The 17,609-nt window shown below is 63.4% G+C and carries 16 protein-coding genes and 2 pseudogenes; 6 read left to right on the forward strand and 12 right to left on the reverse strand.

The features are described from left to right. From IC50_RS42835 to IC50_RS31180, 4 genes and pseudogenes are all read left to right on the forward strand, one after another. Window positions 1–212: pseudogene (locus IC50_RS42835) on the forward strand (hypothetical protein); the annotation flags it as partial. 297 nt (window positions 213–509) lie between these two features. Next, window positions 510–2,453, forward strand: a complete 1,944-nt coding sequence (locus IC50_RS31170) for a PrkA family serine protein kinase (RefSeq protein ID WP_035714204.1) — start codon at window positions 510–512, stop codon at window positions 2,451–2,453. Between the two features lie 30 nt (window positions 2,454–2,483). Next, entirely contained in the window at window positions 2,484–3,761 is a 1,278-nt protein-coding gene (locus IC50_RS31175; protein ID WP_193374175.1) for a YeaH/YhbH family protein, read from the forward strand. Further along, window positions 3,758–5,296, forward strand: coding sequence for a SpoVR family protein (locus tag IC50_RS31180; protein ID WP_035714209.1), 1,539 nt, complete (start codon window positions 3,758–3,760; stop codon window positions 5,294–5,296). The genes IC50_RS31175 and IC50_RS31180 overlap by 4 nt, the downstream gene beginning before the upstream one ends. Window positions 5,297–5,523: 227 nt before the next feature. Here the strand turns inward: IC50_RS31180 and IC50_RS31185 are convergent, their stop codons facing one another. The 6 genes from IC50_RS31185 to IC50_RS31210 all read right to left on the reverse strand — a co-directional run bounded on the left by IC50_RS31185 (window position 5,524) and on the right by IC50_RS31210 (window position 8,252). After that, a complete protein-coding gene (locus IC50_RS31185; protein ID WP_035714211.1) occupies window positions 5,524–5,964 on the reverse strand; it encodes a DUF1801 domain-containing protein in 441 nt (146 codons plus the stop codon). Then, the gene (locus tag IC50_RS31190) at window positions 5,961–6,173 is read right to left on the reverse strand and encodes a hypothetical protein (protein ID WP_035714245.1); all 213 of its coding nucleotides are present in this window, start codon (window positions 6,171–6,173) and stop codon (window positions 5,961–5,963) included. The genes IC50_RS31185 and IC50_RS31190 overlap by 4 nt, the downstream gene beginning before the upstream one ends. Before the next feature lie 41 nt (window positions 6,174–6,214). Further along, on the reverse strand, window positions 6,215–6,652 hold the full coding sequence (locus IC50_RS31195; RefSeq protein WP_035714214.1) for an SRPBCC family protein: 438 nt from the start codon (window positions 6,650–6,652) through the stop codon (window positions 6,215–6,217). Then, window positions 6,649–6,972: an ArsR/SmtB family transcription factor gene (locus tag IC50_RS31200; protein ID WP_035714216.1), complete on the reverse strand. Its 324-nt coding sequence runs from the start codon at window positions 6,970–6,972 to the stop codon at window positions 6,649–6,651. The genes IC50_RS31195 and IC50_RS31200 overlap by 4 nt, the downstream gene beginning before the upstream one ends. 165 nt (window positions 6,973–7,137) lie before the next feature. Beyond that, window positions 7,138–7,587: a DsrE family protein gene (locus IC50_RS31205; protein WP_035714218.1), complete on the reverse strand. Its 450-nt coding sequence runs from the start codon at window positions 7,585–7,587 to the stop codon at window positions 7,138–7,140. A 41-nt stretch (window positions 7,588–7,628) separates the two neighbouring features. Next, on the reverse strand, window positions 7,629–8,252 hold the full coding sequence (locus tag IC50_RS31210) for a hypothetical protein (RefSeq protein WP_035714221.1): 624 nt from the start codon (window positions 8,250–8,252) through the stop codon (window positions 7,629–7,631). A 314-nt stretch (window positions 8,253–8,566) separates the two neighbouring features. Here IC50_RS31210 and IC50_RS31215 point away from each other — a divergent pair, with 314 nt between their 5' ends. Together IC50_RS31215 and IC50_RS31220 are read left to right on the forward strand one after the other, a co-directional pair. Further along, on the forward strand, window positions 8,567–10,096 hold the full coding sequence (locus tag IC50_RS31215) for an SUMF1/EgtB/PvdO family nonheme iron enzyme (RefSeq protein ID WP_035714223.1): 1,530 nt from the start codon (window positions 8,567–8,569) through the stop codon (window positions 10,094–10,096). A 118-nt stretch (window positions 10,097–10,214) separates the two neighbouring features. After that, on the forward strand, window positions 10,215–10,664 hold the full coding sequence (locus IC50_RS31220; RefSeq protein ID WP_035714226.1) for a DUF4399 domain-containing protein: 450 nt from the start codon (window positions 10,215–10,217) through the stop codon (window positions 10,662–10,664). Here the strand turns inward: IC50_RS31220 and IC50_RS31225 are convergent, their stop codons facing one another. From IC50_RS31225 to IC50_RS31250, 6 genes and pseudogenes are all read right to left on the reverse strand, one after another. Next, window positions 10,665–11,720, reverse strand: coding sequence for a 2-oxoacid:ferredoxin oxidoreductase subunit beta (locus IC50_RS31225; protein WP_035714229.1), 1,056 nt, complete (start codon window positions 11,718–11,720; stop codon window positions 10,665–10,667). Window positions 11,721–11,892: 172 nt separating this feature from the next. Then, on the reverse strand, window positions 11,893–13,740 hold the full coding sequence (locus IC50_RS31230) for a 2-oxoacid:acceptor oxidoreductase subunit alpha (RefSeq protein ID WP_035714232.1): 1,848 nt from the start codon (window positions 13,738–13,740) through the stop codon (window positions 11,893–11,895). Then, window positions 13,710–15,509, reverse strand: a complete 1,800-nt coding sequence (locus tag IC50_RS31235) for an FAD-dependent oxidoreductase (protein ID WP_035714234.1) — start codon at window positions 15,507–15,509, stop codon at window positions 13,710–13,712. The genes IC50_RS31230 and IC50_RS31235 overlap by 31 nt, the downstream gene beginning before the upstream one ends. Before the next feature lie 237 nt (window positions 15,510–15,746). After that, window positions 15,747–16,424 (reverse strand): DUF4286 family protein, encoded by a 678-nt coding sequence (locus tag IC50_RS31240; protein WP_035714237.1) that lies wholly within the window; start codon window positions 16,422–16,424, stop codon window positions 15,747–15,749. 25 nt (window positions 16,425–16,449) lie between these two features. After that, window positions 16,450–17,436, reverse strand: a complete 987-nt coding sequence (gene pip / locus IC50_RS31245; protein ID WP_035714240.1) for a prolyl aminopeptidase — start codon at window positions 17,434–17,436, stop codon at window positions 16,450–16,452. Continuing rightward, window positions 17,426–17,609, reverse strand: a pseudogene (locus tag IC50_RS31250) (pyrroloquinoline quinone biosynthesis protein PqqE); the annotation flags it as partial. The pseudogene IC50_RS31250 and the gene pip, both read right to left, overlap by 11 nt.

Here is a 17,609-nt window from a genome sequence, read left to right on the forward strand (position 1 = left end):
CCGGTTGCGCGCAGAATGATCGCATCGTCATCCGGTTGGAGGGCTTGGCGACCGATTTTGATACATTGCTACGCGCTGGCCGCGACTGTCCCGCCGCCAGCGGCCCGCGCACTGCATTGCAGCAGGAAGATGAACGCGGCCCCCAAGGCTTCGCCGTACACCCTCAAGGCTTTCGTCGTGCACCCCAAGGCTTCGCCGTACAAGTGTCATAAGATCGCCGCTCCCGGATCGCTATGCTGCATTGCCGGATGAACGCATCCCCGGGAATGCCCGGATGTTGCGACCAAGTGACATTTTCTGGAAATGAGCCAATATAGACAAAGATTCGCACAAATTACAGGCATGTGCCTGTTCGTAACTCAACGAGTGCCTACGTTGTGCGTTGCGTCGAGTTGGCACCAGGGTGTCCAATGATCGTCATGTGCTCACGCTGATTCGAAACGGCCTGAGGAACGGTCCGGTAACTGCTTTCGTTTCAGCTTGTAGCGGAACTCACGCGGAGAGGGATCATGTACAACGATTCTCTGTTCAACGCTTTCGCTCGGTCGTTCGAGGCGAGAAGTCAGCACGACATGTCGATGGCGGAATATCTGGAATCGTGTCGAAGCGATCCCATGAAATACGCGAACGCGGCCGAACGACTGCTAGCGGCGATCGGCGAGCCCCAGACGATTGACACGGCCAAGGACCCACGCCTTGGCCGTATTTTTTTGAACCGCACGATCCGCACCTATCCGGCTTTCGCCGGCTTCTACGGCATGGAAGAAACCATCGAGCGCATCGTTGGTTTCTTCCGCCACGCAGCGCAGGGCCTGGAGGAGCGCAAGCAGATCCTCTATCTGCTCGGCCCGGTCGGCGGCGGCAAATCCTCGCTCGCCGAGCGGCTGAAGTCGCTGATGGAAGTGCATCCGATCTACGTGCTGAAGGCCGGCGACGAACTCTCGCCGGTGTTCGAAAGCCCACTCAGCCTGTTCGATCCCGATCAGCTCGGCCCGATGCTGGAGGAGAAGTACGGCATTCCGCGCCGTCGTCTCACCGGCCTGATGAGCCCGTGGTGCTACAAGCGGCTCGAGGCCTTCGGAGGCGACATTTCCCAGTTCCGAGTCGCAAAAATCCAGCCGTCGCGGCTGCGCCAGATCGCGATCGCCAAGACCGAGCCCGGTGACGAGAACAACCAGGACATCTCCTCGCTGGTCGGCAAGGTCGACATCCGCAAGCTCGAAACCTATGCGCAGAACGATCCCGACGCCTACAGCTATTCCGGCGGCCTCAATCGCGCCAACCAGGGCGTGCTCGAGTTCGTCGAGATGTTCAAGGCGCCGATCAAGATGCTGCATCCGCTGCTGACCGCGACGCAGGAAGGCAACTACATCGGCACCGAGAACATCGGAGCGATCCCGTTCACCGGCATCATCCTCGCGCACTCCAACGAAGCCGAGTGGGCGAGCTTCAAGGCCAACAAGAACAACGAGGCGTTCATCGATCGCATCTGCGTCATCAAGGTGCCGTACTGCCTCAGGGTCACCGAAGAGCAGAAGATCTACGAGAAGCTGATCCAGGGCTCCGAGCTCGCGTCGGCGCCTTGTGCGCCTTCGACGCTGGAGACGCTGGCGCGGTTCTCGGTGATGTCGCGCCTGCGCAAGCACGAGAACTCCACGGTGTTCGCCAAGATGCGGGTCTATGACGGCGAGAGCCTGAAAGAGTCCGATCCGAAGGCGCGCAGCGTGCAGGAATATCGCGATGCCGCCGGTGTCGACGAGGGCATGGACGGTGCCTCCACCCGCTTCGCCTTCAAGGTTCTGGCTGCGACCTTCAACCACGACCCGCAGGAGGTCGCCGCCGACGCCGTGCACCTGATGTACGCGCTGGAGCAGGCGATTCGCCGCGAGCAGCTGCCGGAGGAGACCGAGAAACGCTATCTCGAATTCATCAAGGCGGAGCTGGCGCCGCGCTACGCCGAGTTCATCGGCAACGAGATCCAGAAGGCCTATCTCGAATCCTACTCGGATTATGGCCAGAACCTGTTCGACCGCTACGTCGACTACGCCGACGCCTGGATCGAGGACCAGGACTTCAAGGATCCCGACACCGGCCAGCTGCTCGATCGCGAGCTTTTGAACCAGGAACTGACGAAAATCGAGAAGCCGGCGGGCATCGCCAACCCCAAGGACTTCCGCAACGAGGTCGTCAAATTCTCGTTACGGTCGCGGGCTCAGAACGGCGGCAAAAATCCGACCTGGACCTCCTACGAGAAGATTCGCGACGTGATCGAAAAGAGGATATTCTCGCAAGTCGAGGACCTGCTTCCGGTCATCTCCTTCGGGTCGAAGAAGGACGGCGAGACGGAGAAGAAGCACGGCGAGTTCGTCGCACGCATGGTGGAGCGCGGCTACACCGAGCGTCAGGTTCGCCGGCTGGTCGAATGGTACATGCGCGTGAAGCAGGCCGGTTGAGGTGCATGGGAGGCAAACTGACAAGTGCCCATTCACATTATTGACAGGCGCCTGAATCCAGGCGGCAAGAGTCTTGAGAACCGCCAGCGGTTCTTGCGTCGGGCCAAGTCCCTGGTGCAGGGCGCCGTCAAGAAGACCTCGCAGGAACGCGACATCAAGGACGTCCTGGAGGGTGGTGAGGTCACGATCCCGCTCGACGGCATGCACGAGCCGCGCTTCCGCCGTGAAGGCGGAACGCGGGACATGGTCCTGCCCGGCAACAAGAAGTTCGTCGAAGGCGACTATCTCCAGCGCTCCGGCCAGGGCAGCGCCAAGAATTCCGGTCCCGGCGAAGGCGACAGCGAGGACGCCTTCCGCTTCGTGCTCAGCCGTGACGAGTTCGTCGATCTCTTCCTCGACGACCTCGAGCTTCCGGATCTCGCCAAGCGCAAGATCGCGCAGACCGAGAGCGAGGGTATCCAGCGCGCCGGCTACACCACGTCGGGTTCGCCCGCCAATATCTCGGTGAGCCGGACGGTGAAGCTCGCGCTCGCGCGCCGCATCGCGCTCAAGCGTCCGCGCAAGGACGAGATCGAAGAGCTGGAAGCGGCGATCGCCGCATGCACGGACGAGGACGAACGCACCGAGCTGGTCGCCAAGCTCGAAAAGCTGAAGGCGAAGTCCAAGCGCATTCCCTTCATCGATCCGCTCGACATCCGCTATCGTCGTTTCGAGACGGTGCCGAAGCCTGTCGCGCAGGCCGTAATGTTCTGCCTGATGGACGTCTCCGGCTCGATGTCCGAACATATGAAAGATCTGGCCAAGCGCTTCTACATGCTGCTCTACGTGTTCCTGAAGCGCCGCTACAAGCATGTCGAGATCGTCTTCATCCGCCACACCGACCGCGCCGAGGAGGTGGACGAGCAGACCTTCTTCTACGGTCCGGCCTCGGGTGGCACGCTGGTTTCCAGCGCGCTCCAGGCGATGCACGAGATCGTGCGCGAGCGCTTCAATCCGTCGGACTGGAACATCTACGCTGCGCAAGCCTCCGACGGCGACAATTCCTATTCCGACGGCGAGCTCACCGGCATGCTGCTGACCGACAAGATCCTGCCGGTCTGCCAGTTCTTTGCCTATCTCGAGGTCGGCGAGTCCGGCGGCAGCGCGTTCGATCTCTCCGACTCCTCGCTCTGGACCCTCTACGAGCGTCTGCGCAACAGCGGCGCGCCGCTCTCGATGCGCAAGGTCTCGGAGCGGAGCGAGATCTTTCCGGTGTTCCACGACTTGTTCCAGCGCCGCGAAACTGCCCAGGAGAAGGCCGCTCCATGACGGAACGATTGTTCGAAGGCGCCGATTGGGATTTCCAGACCTTGCAGCGCATCACCGATGCCTGCGAGGAGGTGGCGCTGAAGGATCTCGGGCTCGACGTCTATCCCAACCAGATCGAGGTCATCACCGCCGAGCAGATGCTGGACGCCTATTCGTCGGTCGGCATGCCCTTGTTCTACAAGCACTGGTCGTTCGGCAAGCACTTTGCGTTCCATGAAGCGTCCTATCGCAAGGGCCTGATGGGGCTCGCCTACGAGATCGTGATCAACTCCTCGCCCTGCATCTCCTATCTGATGGAGGAGAACACGGCGACGATGCAGACGCTGGTGATTGCGCACGCCGCCTTCGGCCACAACCATTTCTTCAAGAACAATTATCTGTTCAAGCAGTGGACCGATGCCGACGGCATCCTGGATTATCTCGACTTCGCCAAGAACTACGTCATGCAATGCGAGGATCGCTACGGCCGCATCGAGGTCGAGCGCACGCTCGATGCCGCGCACGCGCTGATGTCGCACGGCATCGACCGCTATCCCGGCAAGAAGAAGCTCGATCTGCGCGCCGAGGAAAAGCGGGCAGGGCGCCGCCGCCAGCACGAGGAGGAGGTCTTCAACGACCTCTGGCGCACCGTGCCCAAGGGCGCCGCCAAGAGCAGGTCCGCGATCAGCATCGAACGCCGCCGCAAGCTGCTCGGATTGCCGCAGGAGAATTTGCTCTATTTCCTGGAGAAGAGCGCGCCACGGCTGGCGCCCTGGCAGCGCGAGCTCTTGCGCATCGTCCGCCACATCGCGCAATATTTCTATCCGCAGAGCCAGACCAAGGTGATGAACGAGGGGACGGCGACCTACGTTCACTACCGCATCATGACCCGGCTGCATCAGCAGGGTCGCATCACCGACGGCAACTTCCTCGAATTCCTGGGATCGCACACCAATGTGGTGTTCCAGCCCGAATTCGACGACCCGCGCTTCTCCGGATTCAATCCTTACGCGCTCGGTTTCGCCGTGATGCAGGACATCGAGCGCATCGTCACCAGGCCGGAGGACGAGGACCGCGAGTGGTTCCCCGACATCGCCGGCAGGAGCGACGTCATGGGCGTGCTGCGCGACGTCTGGGCCAATTACCGCGATGAAAGCTTCATCGGCCAGTTCCTGAGCCCGAAATTGATGCGGCACTTCCGCATGTTCCATCTGCACGATGATCCCGAGGAGCGCGCCGGCATCCGCGTCGATGCCATTCACGACGAGCGCGGTTTCCGCCGCGTCCGCCGCGAGCTGGCGCGGCAGCACGACGTCGGCTTCATCGACGCCAACATCGAGGTGGTCGACGTCGATCTCTCCGGCGACCGCCGGCTGATCCTGCATCACCACGTCATCAAGGGCTCGCAGCTCAACGAGACCGATGCCAAGCGCGTGCTGCAGCATCTCGCCGATCTCTGGACCTACGACGTCGCGCTGATCGAGGTCGATGGCAACGACAAGGTCCTGCGCGAATATGTCGTGAGCCCGCGCCCGATCCCGGCCGCAGTGGCGTGAAGGCGGCCGGCAGGTCTTGCATTGGCGTGGCGGGTAGCTCGCGCGCGGCCATCCTTCGAGACGCCCGCCTTTGGCGAGCCCTCAGGATGAGGACGGAGTGTGCGGCGGCAATTTCGACGGTCAGAGATGCTGCTTAGCCTCATCCTGAGGAGACCGCTGGAAGCGGTCGTCTTGAAGGACGAGGCGCTTGCTCCGGCCCCCAGGAATATACCCCGACGTGAGGCGCTCTACGCCGGTCGCTTCTTCGCCGGCTTCTTCTTGGCCGCATTCAGCCCCACCGCCGCGCGGATCAGCGCCTTCAACGCCTTTTCGTTGATCTTTTCGCCCTCGCGAATATCGATCGCGCGGCGCACGTTGCCGTCGAGACTGGAATTGAACAGGCCCGCGGGGTCGTCCAGTGCGGCGCCCCTGGCGAAGGTCAGCTTCACCACCTCCTTGTAGGTCTCGCCGGTGCAGATGATGCCGTCGTGCTCCCACACGGGAACGCCTCGCCACTTCCATTCCTCGACGACATCGGGATCGGCTTCCCCAATCAGGCCACGGATCCGGCTCAGCATCTGGCCGCGCCAGTCGCCGAGCTCCTTGATCCGGCCGTCGATCAGCTCGGAGGGCGAAGCGCCATCCGCCTCCCTCGCGCCATTTTTCTTCGCCGCCACCGCTTTCTTCACGACCTGGCCTCGCTGTGAGCGCCGCCATGCCGGCCGAGATAGGGCAGCGCGAACAGGTAGAGCCCGGTCGCAAGCAGCGGGATCAGCGGGACGAGCGCCAGGAAGCCGATCCAGGCGGCATCGAGCTGCATCGTCATGGCGACGATGTTCGCGATGACCGCGAAGGTGAAGGCGATGGACAGCCAGCGATGGATTTGTCGAATCCGCATGTTCAACGGGACCTCCTCTGCGATGATCGAAATGGCCGCGCTCAATCCGGACGCGTCAGAACTTCGTCCAGCTTGGCCAAGAACTGCTTCCAGCCGGCATGTGCGCCGCCATAGGCCTGCTTCTGCGTCGGGCTGAAGCCCGCCTGCTCGACGCGCAGATGCGTGCCCGCGTTCGTCGGCGTCAGCGTGAACGTCACGACGCTTTTCAGATCGAACGCGGCGTCCTCATGCGAGAAATTCCAGGTGTAGGCGAGCGCCTTCTGCGGCTCGATGGTGAGCACCTCGCAGTCCAGCACGCCGCCCCATTCGCCGCGCAGGTTGAAGCGATGACCGACCACGGGCTTGAAGTCGTTCATCATCAGCCATTCCTCGATCAGATGCGGCTGCGTCAGCGCGCGCCAGATCCGCTCCGGCGGAAAGGCAAATTCGCGCTCGATGACGACGGAACGCTTCTCGGTCGCGGTCTCAGTCTCGGTCATTGGTCCATCCTCTTCAGGAGATCGTCGAGCGCGTCGAGCCGCCTCTGCCAGAACCCGGCCATCTGGCCGGTCCAGTCGATCAGCGGATTGAGCGCGCCGGGCCGTGCGCTGTAATGGGTCTGCCTTCCTTCATGGCGGTCGCGCACCAGGCCCGCCTGCTTCAAGGCGCCGAGATGCTTTGAGACCGCCGGCTGGGACACGCCGGATCGCGCCGTCAACGCCCCGACCGTCTGCTCCCCCTCGCGGCACAGCCGCTCGAAGATCGCCCGCCGGGTCGGGTCGGCGAGGGTCCGGAACAGGAGGTCGTGAGCAGCGGACATAGATCCATAACTCGGAGGTTATGAGTAAATCCATAACTGTAGAGTTATGGGTATGTCAAGTGAGATTGGCGGCGCTGGTAGCTTTGAAGGGATGAGGCATCCGCGGGTAACCCTCCCCCGCAGGCGGCGGAGGGAGCGCATCTCTCTCGTGGCAAGTGCAGTGCCTTACGGCCGCAAATACAGATAGCCCTGCGACTGCAGCTCGGCCAGCCGCACCACGCCGCCCTTTTCCGCGCTGACGAAGCCCGGCAGCAGCTCCTTCAGCGTCACGTTCTGCGCCTTCATCGTGTTGCCGCAGGCGGCGAGCTCGACGCCGTCCTTGGAGAAATCGCCGACGCGCCTGCTGATGTCGGGGTTGGCCTGCGCCGCGTGAAACGCCTTCAGCGCCGGCCCGTGGATCACCAGCGCGATGGTCACGTGATCGGGGCCGCCGACGCCGTCGATGTGGTTCTGGATGTTGCCGAGCACGAAACCGACCTTCTCGGCATCGCTGAGGTGATAGACGACCTTGAGCTTGTTCGACGGCGCTGCCTCGGTCGCAGCCTTTGCGCTGGAGACGCCAAGCGCGGCGCCCAAAGCCGAAACGGCGCTCCACAACATGTTCCGGCGGTTCATGGCGGTCTCCCTCGACTAAGCCTGAATTTGCCGAAGGCATATCACTTGTGGCGCAGTGCGGCCAGTTCCCTGCGGTCGGTCACGAGCGAGGCGCACTCGCTGTTGTCGGCGCGGTCGAGGCGGAAAATCCTGTCCTCGGCACCGGCGACCAGCGATTGCTCGGCCTCGTCGTCCGGCTTGTTGTTCTGCCAGACCCTGACCTGCTCGAGCCGGATGATGGCCGACTTGTTGTCCCTGGACAGCCCGACCTCGATGCCGCCACCCTCGCAGTCGACACCGCAGCCCATGCGAACCTCGTCCCCCTGACTGAGAAGCACCGCGTGGCTCCCGCACGAGCCGCTGGTGTCGAAATCGCCGTGGCGATGGCGATACCGGAAGCCGAGCCGGAAGGAGTTGTGGAGCTGCTTGTCCTCCCTGTCGGTCTCTGCCGAGACCAGGAGCTTCATGGAAGCCACCTTCTGCTTGGGATGCCGTGCCAGATGCCCGGCATCGTAGCGACGGACGAAGCAGGCATAGGATTTGTCGCCCGGCGTCCCCGCATAGAGCCGCGCATTGAAGGCGTCGGCTTCGGCCTTTGTGGTCTCCCGCACCTTGTCGGCCTCGTCGGCATGGGTGACGCCGGTCAGCGCGGCGAAAGTCAGGGCAGCAATGACGGAGAGCTTCATGACGGCCTCGGGTGCGTGACGACTTTGCCGCAGCACAACAGAACTGCTGTCCGTTAGACGCGGGCGAGGTGCACCGCGTTCAACGTTGCCGTGTGACGCCCTTGCAGGGGACACGGCCAGCGGCGCCTCGCCGGGGCCTTAGTCACTGCCGCCACCAGGAAGGTTCAATGGGTGTGGCGCCTTGATGCTTCGGAACCCGACGCCGGCGATCGCTGCGACATTGTCTGGGTTCGTCAATGTGGTAGCCTTCACAGACGACCGCCTTTTGCAGTCGTAAGCTGGGATTGCCTCGTAGGTTCGTGGAGTCCCCCCGCATGGGCGAAATTCGCAACTTCAGATCCGGAAATCAGGATGAGCCGCCGCCGCACGGCGGGATGCCTCGCCGTCTCGCCGCGATCATCGTCGGTGACATCGCCTCCTACAGTCGGTTGATGCAGGCCGACGAGGAAGGCACGCATGTTCGCGTCAAGCGGATCGAGCGAGACCTCATCCAGCCCAGCATCATCGAACACCATGGAAGCCTGGTGAAGACGACGGGCGACGGCTTCATCGCCATCTTCGACAGTCCCGTGGAGGCCGTTCGATGCAGCATCGTCATCCAGCAAAATCTGGTCGGACGCAACGCCTCGGTCCCCAGGCATTCCCGGCTCGAATATCGGATTGGCGTCAATCTCGGTGACGTCATCGTGGAGCCGGACGACATCTATGGTGACGGCGTCAACATCGCCACGCGTATCGAGGGCATCGCGGAACCGGGGCAGGTCTACATCTCCGGCGCGATCTACGAACAGATCAAGCACAAGATCGTGTGCGGTTACGAGTCGCTCGGCGATCGCAAGGTCAAGAACATCACCGATCCCGTGCGTGTCTATCGCGTGCTGCCGGATGCGGATTCCGTCGGCAAGACGAGAAGCCGGCGCGAGAACGCGCTGATCTTTTTCCTGGCCGTCACGCTGCTCGTCATTGCCGCCGGCGCGCTCTGGTATCTGCTGGCACAGCCTCAGAGCAGGGTGGGCGAGCAGGTCGCAGCGCCCGCCGTTTCTCCGGCCCCATCCCCGGTCCCGCAAGCCCCGCCGCGCGAGGTGGTGACGCAGGCGCCGCAACCATCTCCCTCGATCGCTTCGGCGCCTTCGTCGCCCGCACCGGCGCCGAGCCCGTCCGCGACGCCGGTGAGCGAGCCCGAAATGATCGCGATTCGCGGCGGCAGTTTCGCGATGGGAAGCAATGATGATCCGACCGAGCGTCCCGTCCACCAGGTCACGATCAAGCCGTTCTCGATCGGAAAATATCCGGTGACGGTGCGGGAGTGGAACGAATGCGCGGCTGCGAACGCGTGTGGTTTCACTGCGACCGGCAGGGACGATGCGCCGGTCAGCAACGTGAGCTGGACTGACGCGCAGCAATATGCCGCCTTCCTGTCGCAGGCGACGAAAAAGCAGTACCGGCTTCCGAGCGAGGCCGAATGGGAATACGCGGCCCGCGGCGGAACGCAAACAAAGTATTGGTGGGGCGACAAGCTCCAGCCGGGCATGGCCGGATGCAAGGATTGCGGCGACCTCGCGGCCGAGCAGCCGGCGAAGGTCGGCAGCTTCAAGCCCAATCCATTCGGACTCCACGACATGGGCGGCGGCGTCGACCAGTGGGTCGAGGACTGCTGGCACAAGAACTATCAGGGAGCGCCGCTCGACGGTTCGGCATGGACCGGCGTCGACTGCTCGTCGCACGTCCTGCGCTCGGGCTCATGGAAGAACGATTCGAGATACGTGCGGCCGTCCAACCGCGACGGCTATGATACCAATGTCCGTTACCCGACGCATGGATTCCGGGTCGCGCTCAGTCCTTGAAGCGCGATGAGATCTGGGTGAATCGTCGTCGCGCTTTAGGTCTTTGTTTTGAGCATGATCTTTTCGGAAAACGGCTTCACACTTTTCCGGATCATGCTCTCGAGCTGGAGTAGGTCTGATGAAGATCATTGGCTGCGTCGCGCTGGCGGCGGCGCTCGCATTGCTGCCGGCCGCTGCTTACTCTCAGGGCAAGACCGCCCCCAAAGACGCAAAGCTGTACTTCATCACTCCGCAAGAGGGGCAGAAGGTCCGAGGCGGATTCTGGGTCCGGTTTGGTCTGCGCAACATGGGCGTGACGCATGCCGGCGACGACTACCAGAACGCCGGTCATCATCACTTGCTGGTCGACGTCAACGAGCCCATCGATGCCAAGGAACCGATCCCGCAGGACAAGTCGCATCTACATTTCGGAGCAGGGCAGACCGAAACATTTCTCGAGCTGCCGCCCGGCAGGCACACGCTGCAATTGGTGCTGGGCGATGCGAAGCACTATCCGTTCGATCCGCCCGTCGTGTCCGAGAAGATCACCATACGGGTCAGGCAGCCCGGTTCAGTACGGCACAGATGATCACCGCAGGCTGGCGTTGATCTTGTCCAGCACCGCTGAGCCCGGGCACAGCGTGTCCGCCTCCAGCGTGTTGAGCGGGGTCTCGACCGTGTCGAGATGCGCGTGCAGGTCTTCCGCATCGGGATCGACGTAGAGCAGGCCGGTCACGATCTGGCCCTTGGCGGCATGCTTGGCCAGGAAGGTCTGAGCCCCCAACCGGTCGTGCGGATCGTAGTCCGCGTCGATCTTGCGCAGCGCGATCCTGCTGCCGTCGTGCTGCTCGACCAGCTGCACTGTGCCCGGTGCGTAATCGACCGCGATCGGATCGCGTCCGACCAGCACGTCGAGCCGGTTCACGGCGTCGTTGTGCTCGCGGACATAGTCGAAGCTCTTGGTCGAGCCGGCATGGTTGTTGAAGGCGATGCAGGGGCTGATGACGTCGATGAAGGATGCGCCCTTGTGGCGGATCGCCGCCGCGATCAGCGGCACCAGCTGGGTCTTGTCGCCGGAGAACGAGCGCGCGACGAAGGTGGCGCCGAGTTGCAGCGCGATCGCGACGAGGTCGATGGCGTTGTCGGTGTTGGTGACGCCCTTCTTGCTCTTCGAGCCGCGGTCGGCGGTCGCCGAGAACTGGCCCTTGGTCAGGCCGTAGACGCCGTTGTTCTCGACGATATAGGTCATGTTGACGCCGCGCCGGATCGAATGCGCGAACTGGCCGAACCCGATCGAGGCGGAATCGCCGTCGCCGGAAACGCCGAGATAGATCAAATCGCGGTTGGCGAGATTGGCCCCGGTCAGCACGCTAGGCATGCGGCCGTGCACCGAGTTGAAACCGTGCGAATTGCCGAGGAAATAGTCCGGCGTCTTCGACGAGCAGCCGATGCCGGAGATCTTTGCCACCCGATGCGGCTCGATCGAGAGCTCGTAGCAGGCCTCGATGATCGAGGCCGTGATCGAATCGTGGCCGCAGCCGGCGCACAGCGTCGAGATCTTGCCCTCGTAGTCGCGATGCGTGTAGCCGAGCTCGTTCTTCTTCAGGCCTGGATGATGAAATTTCGGCTTTGCGATGTAGGTCATGCCCGTCTCTCTCTGCTCCCTCTCCGCAATCCGACGTCTCTTTGCACTCGGCCGAGCTGTCGCAACCGCACTCCGTCATTGCGAGCGCAGCGAAGCAATCCAGAGTCTTTCCACGGAGGCAGTCTGGATTGCTTCGCTGCGCTCGCAATGACGATGTGGATGCAGCTTGCCATCACGACACGGCCTTGCGGAGCGGGGTCACCTTGAGGTGGTCCTGGTGGTCGCCAATGGCTTTGGCGATGAAACGGGCGGTGATCGGCGTGCCGTCGTAATGCACGATCGGCACGAGGCGGACGGGATCGATGCCGTTCTCGTTGACGATGAGCTGACGCAGCTGGCTGTCGCGGTTCTGCTCGACCACGTAGACGAAATCGTGCTCGGCGAGGAAGCTCGCCACGCTCGAATGGAACGGGAAGGCGCGGATGCGCAGGCGGTCGAGCTGATGCCCGCGCGCCTCCAAGAGCCCAATAGCCTCGTCCATCGCCGGCGAGGTCGAGCCGAAATAGATCACGCCATATTTGGTCGGCCGTTCCGCGTTGGCCTGCAGCGGCCGCGGCACCAGATCCTGCGCCGTCTCGAACTTGCGCACCAGGCGCTGCATGTTGTCGGCATAGACCGAGCCTTCCTCGGAGTAGCGCGCATAGCGGTCGCGCGATGTGCCGCGGGTGAAATAGGAGCCCCTGGTCGGGTGCGTGCCGGGATAGGTACGGTAGGGAATGCCGTCGCCGTCGACGTCGAGATAGCGGCCGAAGTCGCGGCCCTCTTCCAGCATCTCCGCGGTCATCACCTTGCCGCGGTCGTACTGTCGGGCGTCATCCCACTTCAGCGGACGGCAGAGCCGGTGGTTCATGCCGATGTCGAGGTCGAGCATCAGGAAGATCGTGGTCTGGAGCCGCTCGGCGAGATCGAAGGCGGCAGCCGCGAACTCGAACGCTTCGGCCGGATCTTCCGGGAACAGCAGCACATGCTTGGTGTCGCCGTGCGAGGCATAGGCGCAGGCGATGATGTCGCATTGCTGGGTGCGCGTCGGCATGCCCGTGGAGGGGCCGGCGCGCTGGATGTTCATGATCACCGCCGGAATCTCGGCAAAGTAGGAGAGGCCGATGAACTCGGTCATCAGGGAGATGCCGGGGCCGGAGGTCGCGGTGAAGGCGCGCGCGCCGTTCCAGGAGGCGCCGATGACGATGCCGATCGAAGCCAGTTCGTCCTCGCCCTGCACGATCGCGTATTTCGCCTTGCCGGTCTCCGGATCGTGCCGGTACTTCTTGCAGTGGGCGGTGAAAGCCTCCGCCACGGACGAGGAGGGCGTGATCGGATACCAGGCGCACACGGTGGCGCCGCCATAGACGGCGCCGAGCGCGGCGGCGCTGTTGCCCTCGATGAAGATGCGGTCGCCGACCTTGTCGGACTTCTTCACGCGAAGCCCGATCGGGCACTTCAAATTCTGCAGCGCCCAGTCGCGGCCGAGATGCAGCGCATGGACGTTGGAGGAGAGCAGCTTCTCCTTGCCCTTGTACTGCTCGCCGATCAGCTGCTCGATCAGCTTCGGGTCCATGTCGAGCAGCGCACTGAGGCTGCCCAGATAGATGATGTTCTTGAACAGCTGGCGCTGGCGCGGATCGGTATAGGTCGAGTTGGTGATCGCGGTGAGCGGCACGCCGATCACGGTGATGTCGTCGCGGAATCTGGTGGACGGCATCGGCTTGGTGGAATCGTAGAACAGATAGCCGCCCGGCTCGATGCCGGCGACGTCCTTGTCCCAGGTCTGCGGGTTCATCGCCACCATCATGTCGACGCCGCCGCGGGCACCGAGATGGCCGTCTTCCGTCACCCGCACCTCGTACCAGGTCGGCAGGCCCTGGATGTTGGAGGGGAAGATGTTGCGCGGCGACACCGGAACGCCATGGCGCAGGATCGCGCGGGCGAACATCTCGTTGGCGCTGGCCGAGCCCGAGCCGTTGACGTTGGCGAAGCGGACGACGAAGTCGTTTACGCTGCTGATCGGCTTTTTGTCGGACATGTCGAACCCGCGTGAGTCATCTCGATGAAATATTTCTGCATGTCCCAGGCTCCGGTGGGACAACGCTCGGCGCACAGCCCGCAATGCAGGCAGACGTCCTCGTCCTTCACCATGACGCGCCCGGTCTTGAGGTCGCTGGAGACGTAGAGATCCTGGTCCGGATGCGCCGAGGGCGCCTTCAGCCGCTGGCGCAGATCGCTTTCCTCGCCATTGGCGGTGAATGTGATGCAGTCCATCGGACAGATGTCGGCGCAGGCGTCGCACTCGATGCAGAGCGAGGTCGAGAACACCGTCTGGACGTCGCAGTTCAGGCAGCGCTCTGCTTCGCCAAGTGCGAGCTTGACGTCGTAGCCCAGCTCGACCTCGGCGCGGATGTCCTTCAGCGCGATCACCTTGTCGCGATGCGGCACCTTGAAGCGCTTGTCGTTGGAAATGTCGTTGTCATAACTCCATTCGTGGATGCCCATCTTCTGCGATGAGACCTGCACGTCCGGCAGCGGTCGTTCGTCGATTGCCTCGCCCGAGAGCATCTTGTGGATCGACAGCGCGGCGTCGTGGCCGTGCGCGACCGCCCAGATGATGTTCTTCGGGCCGAACGCGGCGTCGCCGCCGAAGAATACCTTCGGATTGGTCGAGGCAAATGTCTCGGGATCGACCTTCGGCATGTGCCATTTGTCGAACTCGATGCCGCAATCCTGCTCGATCCAGGGGAAGGCGTTCTCCTGGCCGACCGCGACCAGCACGTCGTCGCAGGGAATGGTCTGATCGGGGTCGCCCGAGGGCACGAGGTTGCGGCGCCCTCTGGCGTCATATTCGGCCTTGACGTGCTGGAAGGTGACGCCGATGAGCTTGCCGGCAACATGCTTGAATGCCACCGGGACCATGTAGTTGAGGATCGGAATATCCTCGTGGATCGCATCCTCCTTCTCCCAGGGCGAGGCTTTCATCTCCTCGAAGCCGGAGCGCACGATCACCGTGACTTTCTCGCCGCCGAGGCGGCGCGCGGTGCGGCAGCAATCCATCGCGGTGTTGCCGCCGCCGAGCACGATCACGCGCTTGCCTATTCTGTCGGTGTGGCCGAACGACACGTTGGCCAGCCACTCGATGCCGATATGGATATTGGCCGCTGCTTCCTTCCGGCCGGGAATGTCGAGCTCGCGGCCGCGCGGCGCGCCGGAGCCGACGAAGATCGCATCATATTTCTCCGCCAGCAGCGCCTTCATGCTGTCGATGCGCTGCCCGCCCTTGAAGTCGACGCCGAGGCCCAGGATGTAGCCGGTCTCCTCGTCGATCACGGAATTGGGCAGGCGGAATTTCGGGATCTGCGTGCGCATCATGCCCCCGGCTTCCGGATCGGCATCGAACACGGTGCAGTGATAGCCGAGCGGCGCGAGATCGCGCGCCACCGTCAGCGAGGCGGGACCGCCGCCGACCAGCGCGACACGCTTGCCGTTCTTCGGCGCGGGCCGTGGCAGGCGCTGCCTGATGTCGTCCTTGAAGTCCGCGGCGACGCGCTTGAGGCGGCAGATCGCCACCGGATTTTCCTCGACGCGTCCGCGGCGGCACGCGGGCTCGCAGGGACGGTCGCAGGTGCGTCCCAGGATTCCGGGAAACACGTTCGATTTCCAATTGATCATGTAGGCGTCGCTGTAGCGGCCTTGGGCAATCAATCGGATGTATTCGGGAACCGGTGTGTGCGCAGGACAGGCCCACTGGCAATCGACCACTTTGTGAAAGTAGTCGGGGGCCGCGATATCGGTCGGTTTCATTCCTACCCTGTCCGCGCAGGCTCAAAGACCCCGCGGCCTTTTTCTCGAGCTTGGCGGACGCTTAATGCGTCTCGATCCGGTTTCTGAATGACGTCATTGGGTTAGCTTATTAGAACCGTTCCGAAGTACAACGGCAAATTTGCGCGCTTCCCCGCTTTCATGGGAGCCAAGCGCGCACAGCATTGACGGTCCGGCGCAATGTGCGTGCGGTGCAATATGCTGCGATGCGCATGAACGTTAGCCGCGCGCGATATCGCTCTTCGCGAGGTCCCACATCAGGCAGTAGGTGCCGACGGAGACGGGAAGCGGCAGGGGCATTGCGGCAGGGCCGGTGAAGCGCTCGGCGATGACAGCGGAGACCGCGCCGACATGCGTGCCGTCGATCAGCACGAACCAGTCGCGCGCGCCCTCGTTGCGCGCCGCCGGTATATCCGCCGTTGGGCCCGACAATTCGGGCTCGCTTTCGAGCAGATGCATCGCGATGATACCGTCGCGCTTGTCCGGCGTCAGCCTGTCTTGCAGTGCATCACGCCACGCTCCGGCGGTGTCGGGTGTCGGCCGCAGCCGCACCAGGCCGAGCACGGCCCCGCGCCCGGTGCCCTTGCTGATGGTGATGCGCGCGACGACGCGCAGCATGTCCTTGAAGCGTGCCATGGTCTGCCGCGACCAATCGGTCGGGCTCGCGAGCCGCGTCTTGTAGGCGGGGCTATCGAGCACGTCGAGCGTCGCGGTCGAATACAGGCTGAGATATCTGGGATTGGCGGCATGCGCGACATAGCGCCGCGCTTCGAGGAAACCGTCGATCGCGACGCGCTCTTCCAGATGCTCGCGATCGTACCAGCGGTTGAAATCAGCCTCATCGGCCGCGTCGATGTTCATCGACGTCAGCAGCATGCCTTTCCCGGCGAGCGGCATTTTCTTGTTGTCCCTCTCTCGCGCATTAGCGCGCGGCCTTCGACCCGAGGTCCGCAATCGACTTCATGACGGCGTCCCTCACGCCGCCATCATAGAGCGAATGTCCGGCTTCTTCCACGATGCGAAGCTCGGAACCCGGCCAGACATTCGCGAGCGCCTGGGAAGTTCCGGGCGGACATAACAGGTCATAGCGGCCCTGCACGATGATGCCGGGAATGCCTCTGAGCCGGCCGGCGTTTCGCAACAGCTGATCTTCGCTCATGAAGCTGTCGTTGACGAAATAATGCGCCTCCATGAACGGCGTCGCCGGCAGCGTGCGCCACACGTTCAGCGATGCCAGATCCAGCCGCGTCCGCGCCGGTTTGTGCTCCGACAGGATGCGCTCCGTGTCGTGCCACGCGCGCGCCGCCGGACCGTGTACCGCCGGATCGGCGCCGAGGATGCGGCGCCAATACGCGTCCACCGGCTGCGCACGCTCCTCGGGCGTCAGCACGCTCAGAAAGTCTTCGTAGAGCGCGGGATAGAATTGCGACAGGCGCGAGGTGAAGGCCGTCTCGACCTCGGCCCGCGTGCCGAGAAACGTCGCGCGCAACGCAATGCCTGAGACGCGATCGGGATGCGCCTGCGCATACGCCAGCGCCAGCGTCGCGCCCCAGGACCCGCCGACCACCATCCAGCGGTCGAAGCCGAATTTTTCGCGGATCTTCTCCATGTCCGCGATCAGATGCGCCGTGGTGTTGTGCTCGCGCGATCCCTTCGGCCTGCTGCGGCCGCAGCCGCGCTGGTCCAACAATATGGCGCAGAAGCGATCAGGGTCGAACAGGCGCCGATGATCAGGGTGGCAGCCGCTGCCGGGCCCGCCATGCAGATAGACCGCAGGGATTCCGTCCGCGCGGCCGACGCTCTCGACATGGAGCTCGTGGCCGTCGCCGACGTCGAGCATCTCGGAGGTCAGCGGCGCAAAGGGGTCGGCGCGTTTGACCGCGCTGGCCGCGTCGGCGTCAGGCATCATTCTCGGCTTCCAGAGTGCCGCCGGCGAAGTTGCGATAGAGGAAGCGGTTGGTCTCGCCCTCGGCCTCCGCTTCCGCCTGCTTGAAGATGGTCTCGTGCAGCGGCGACAGCGCGCAGGCCGGGTCGGTGTTGGCGGCGTCGCCCGTCAGCGCGAACGCCTGGCAGCGGCAGGGG

Origin of the sequence: Bradyrhizobium genomosp. I (2014) (assembly GCF_000261685.1) — a bacterium.
Classification (GTDB): Bacteria; Pseudomonadota; Alphaproteobacteria; order Rhizobiales; family Xanthobacteraceae; genus Bradyrhizobium.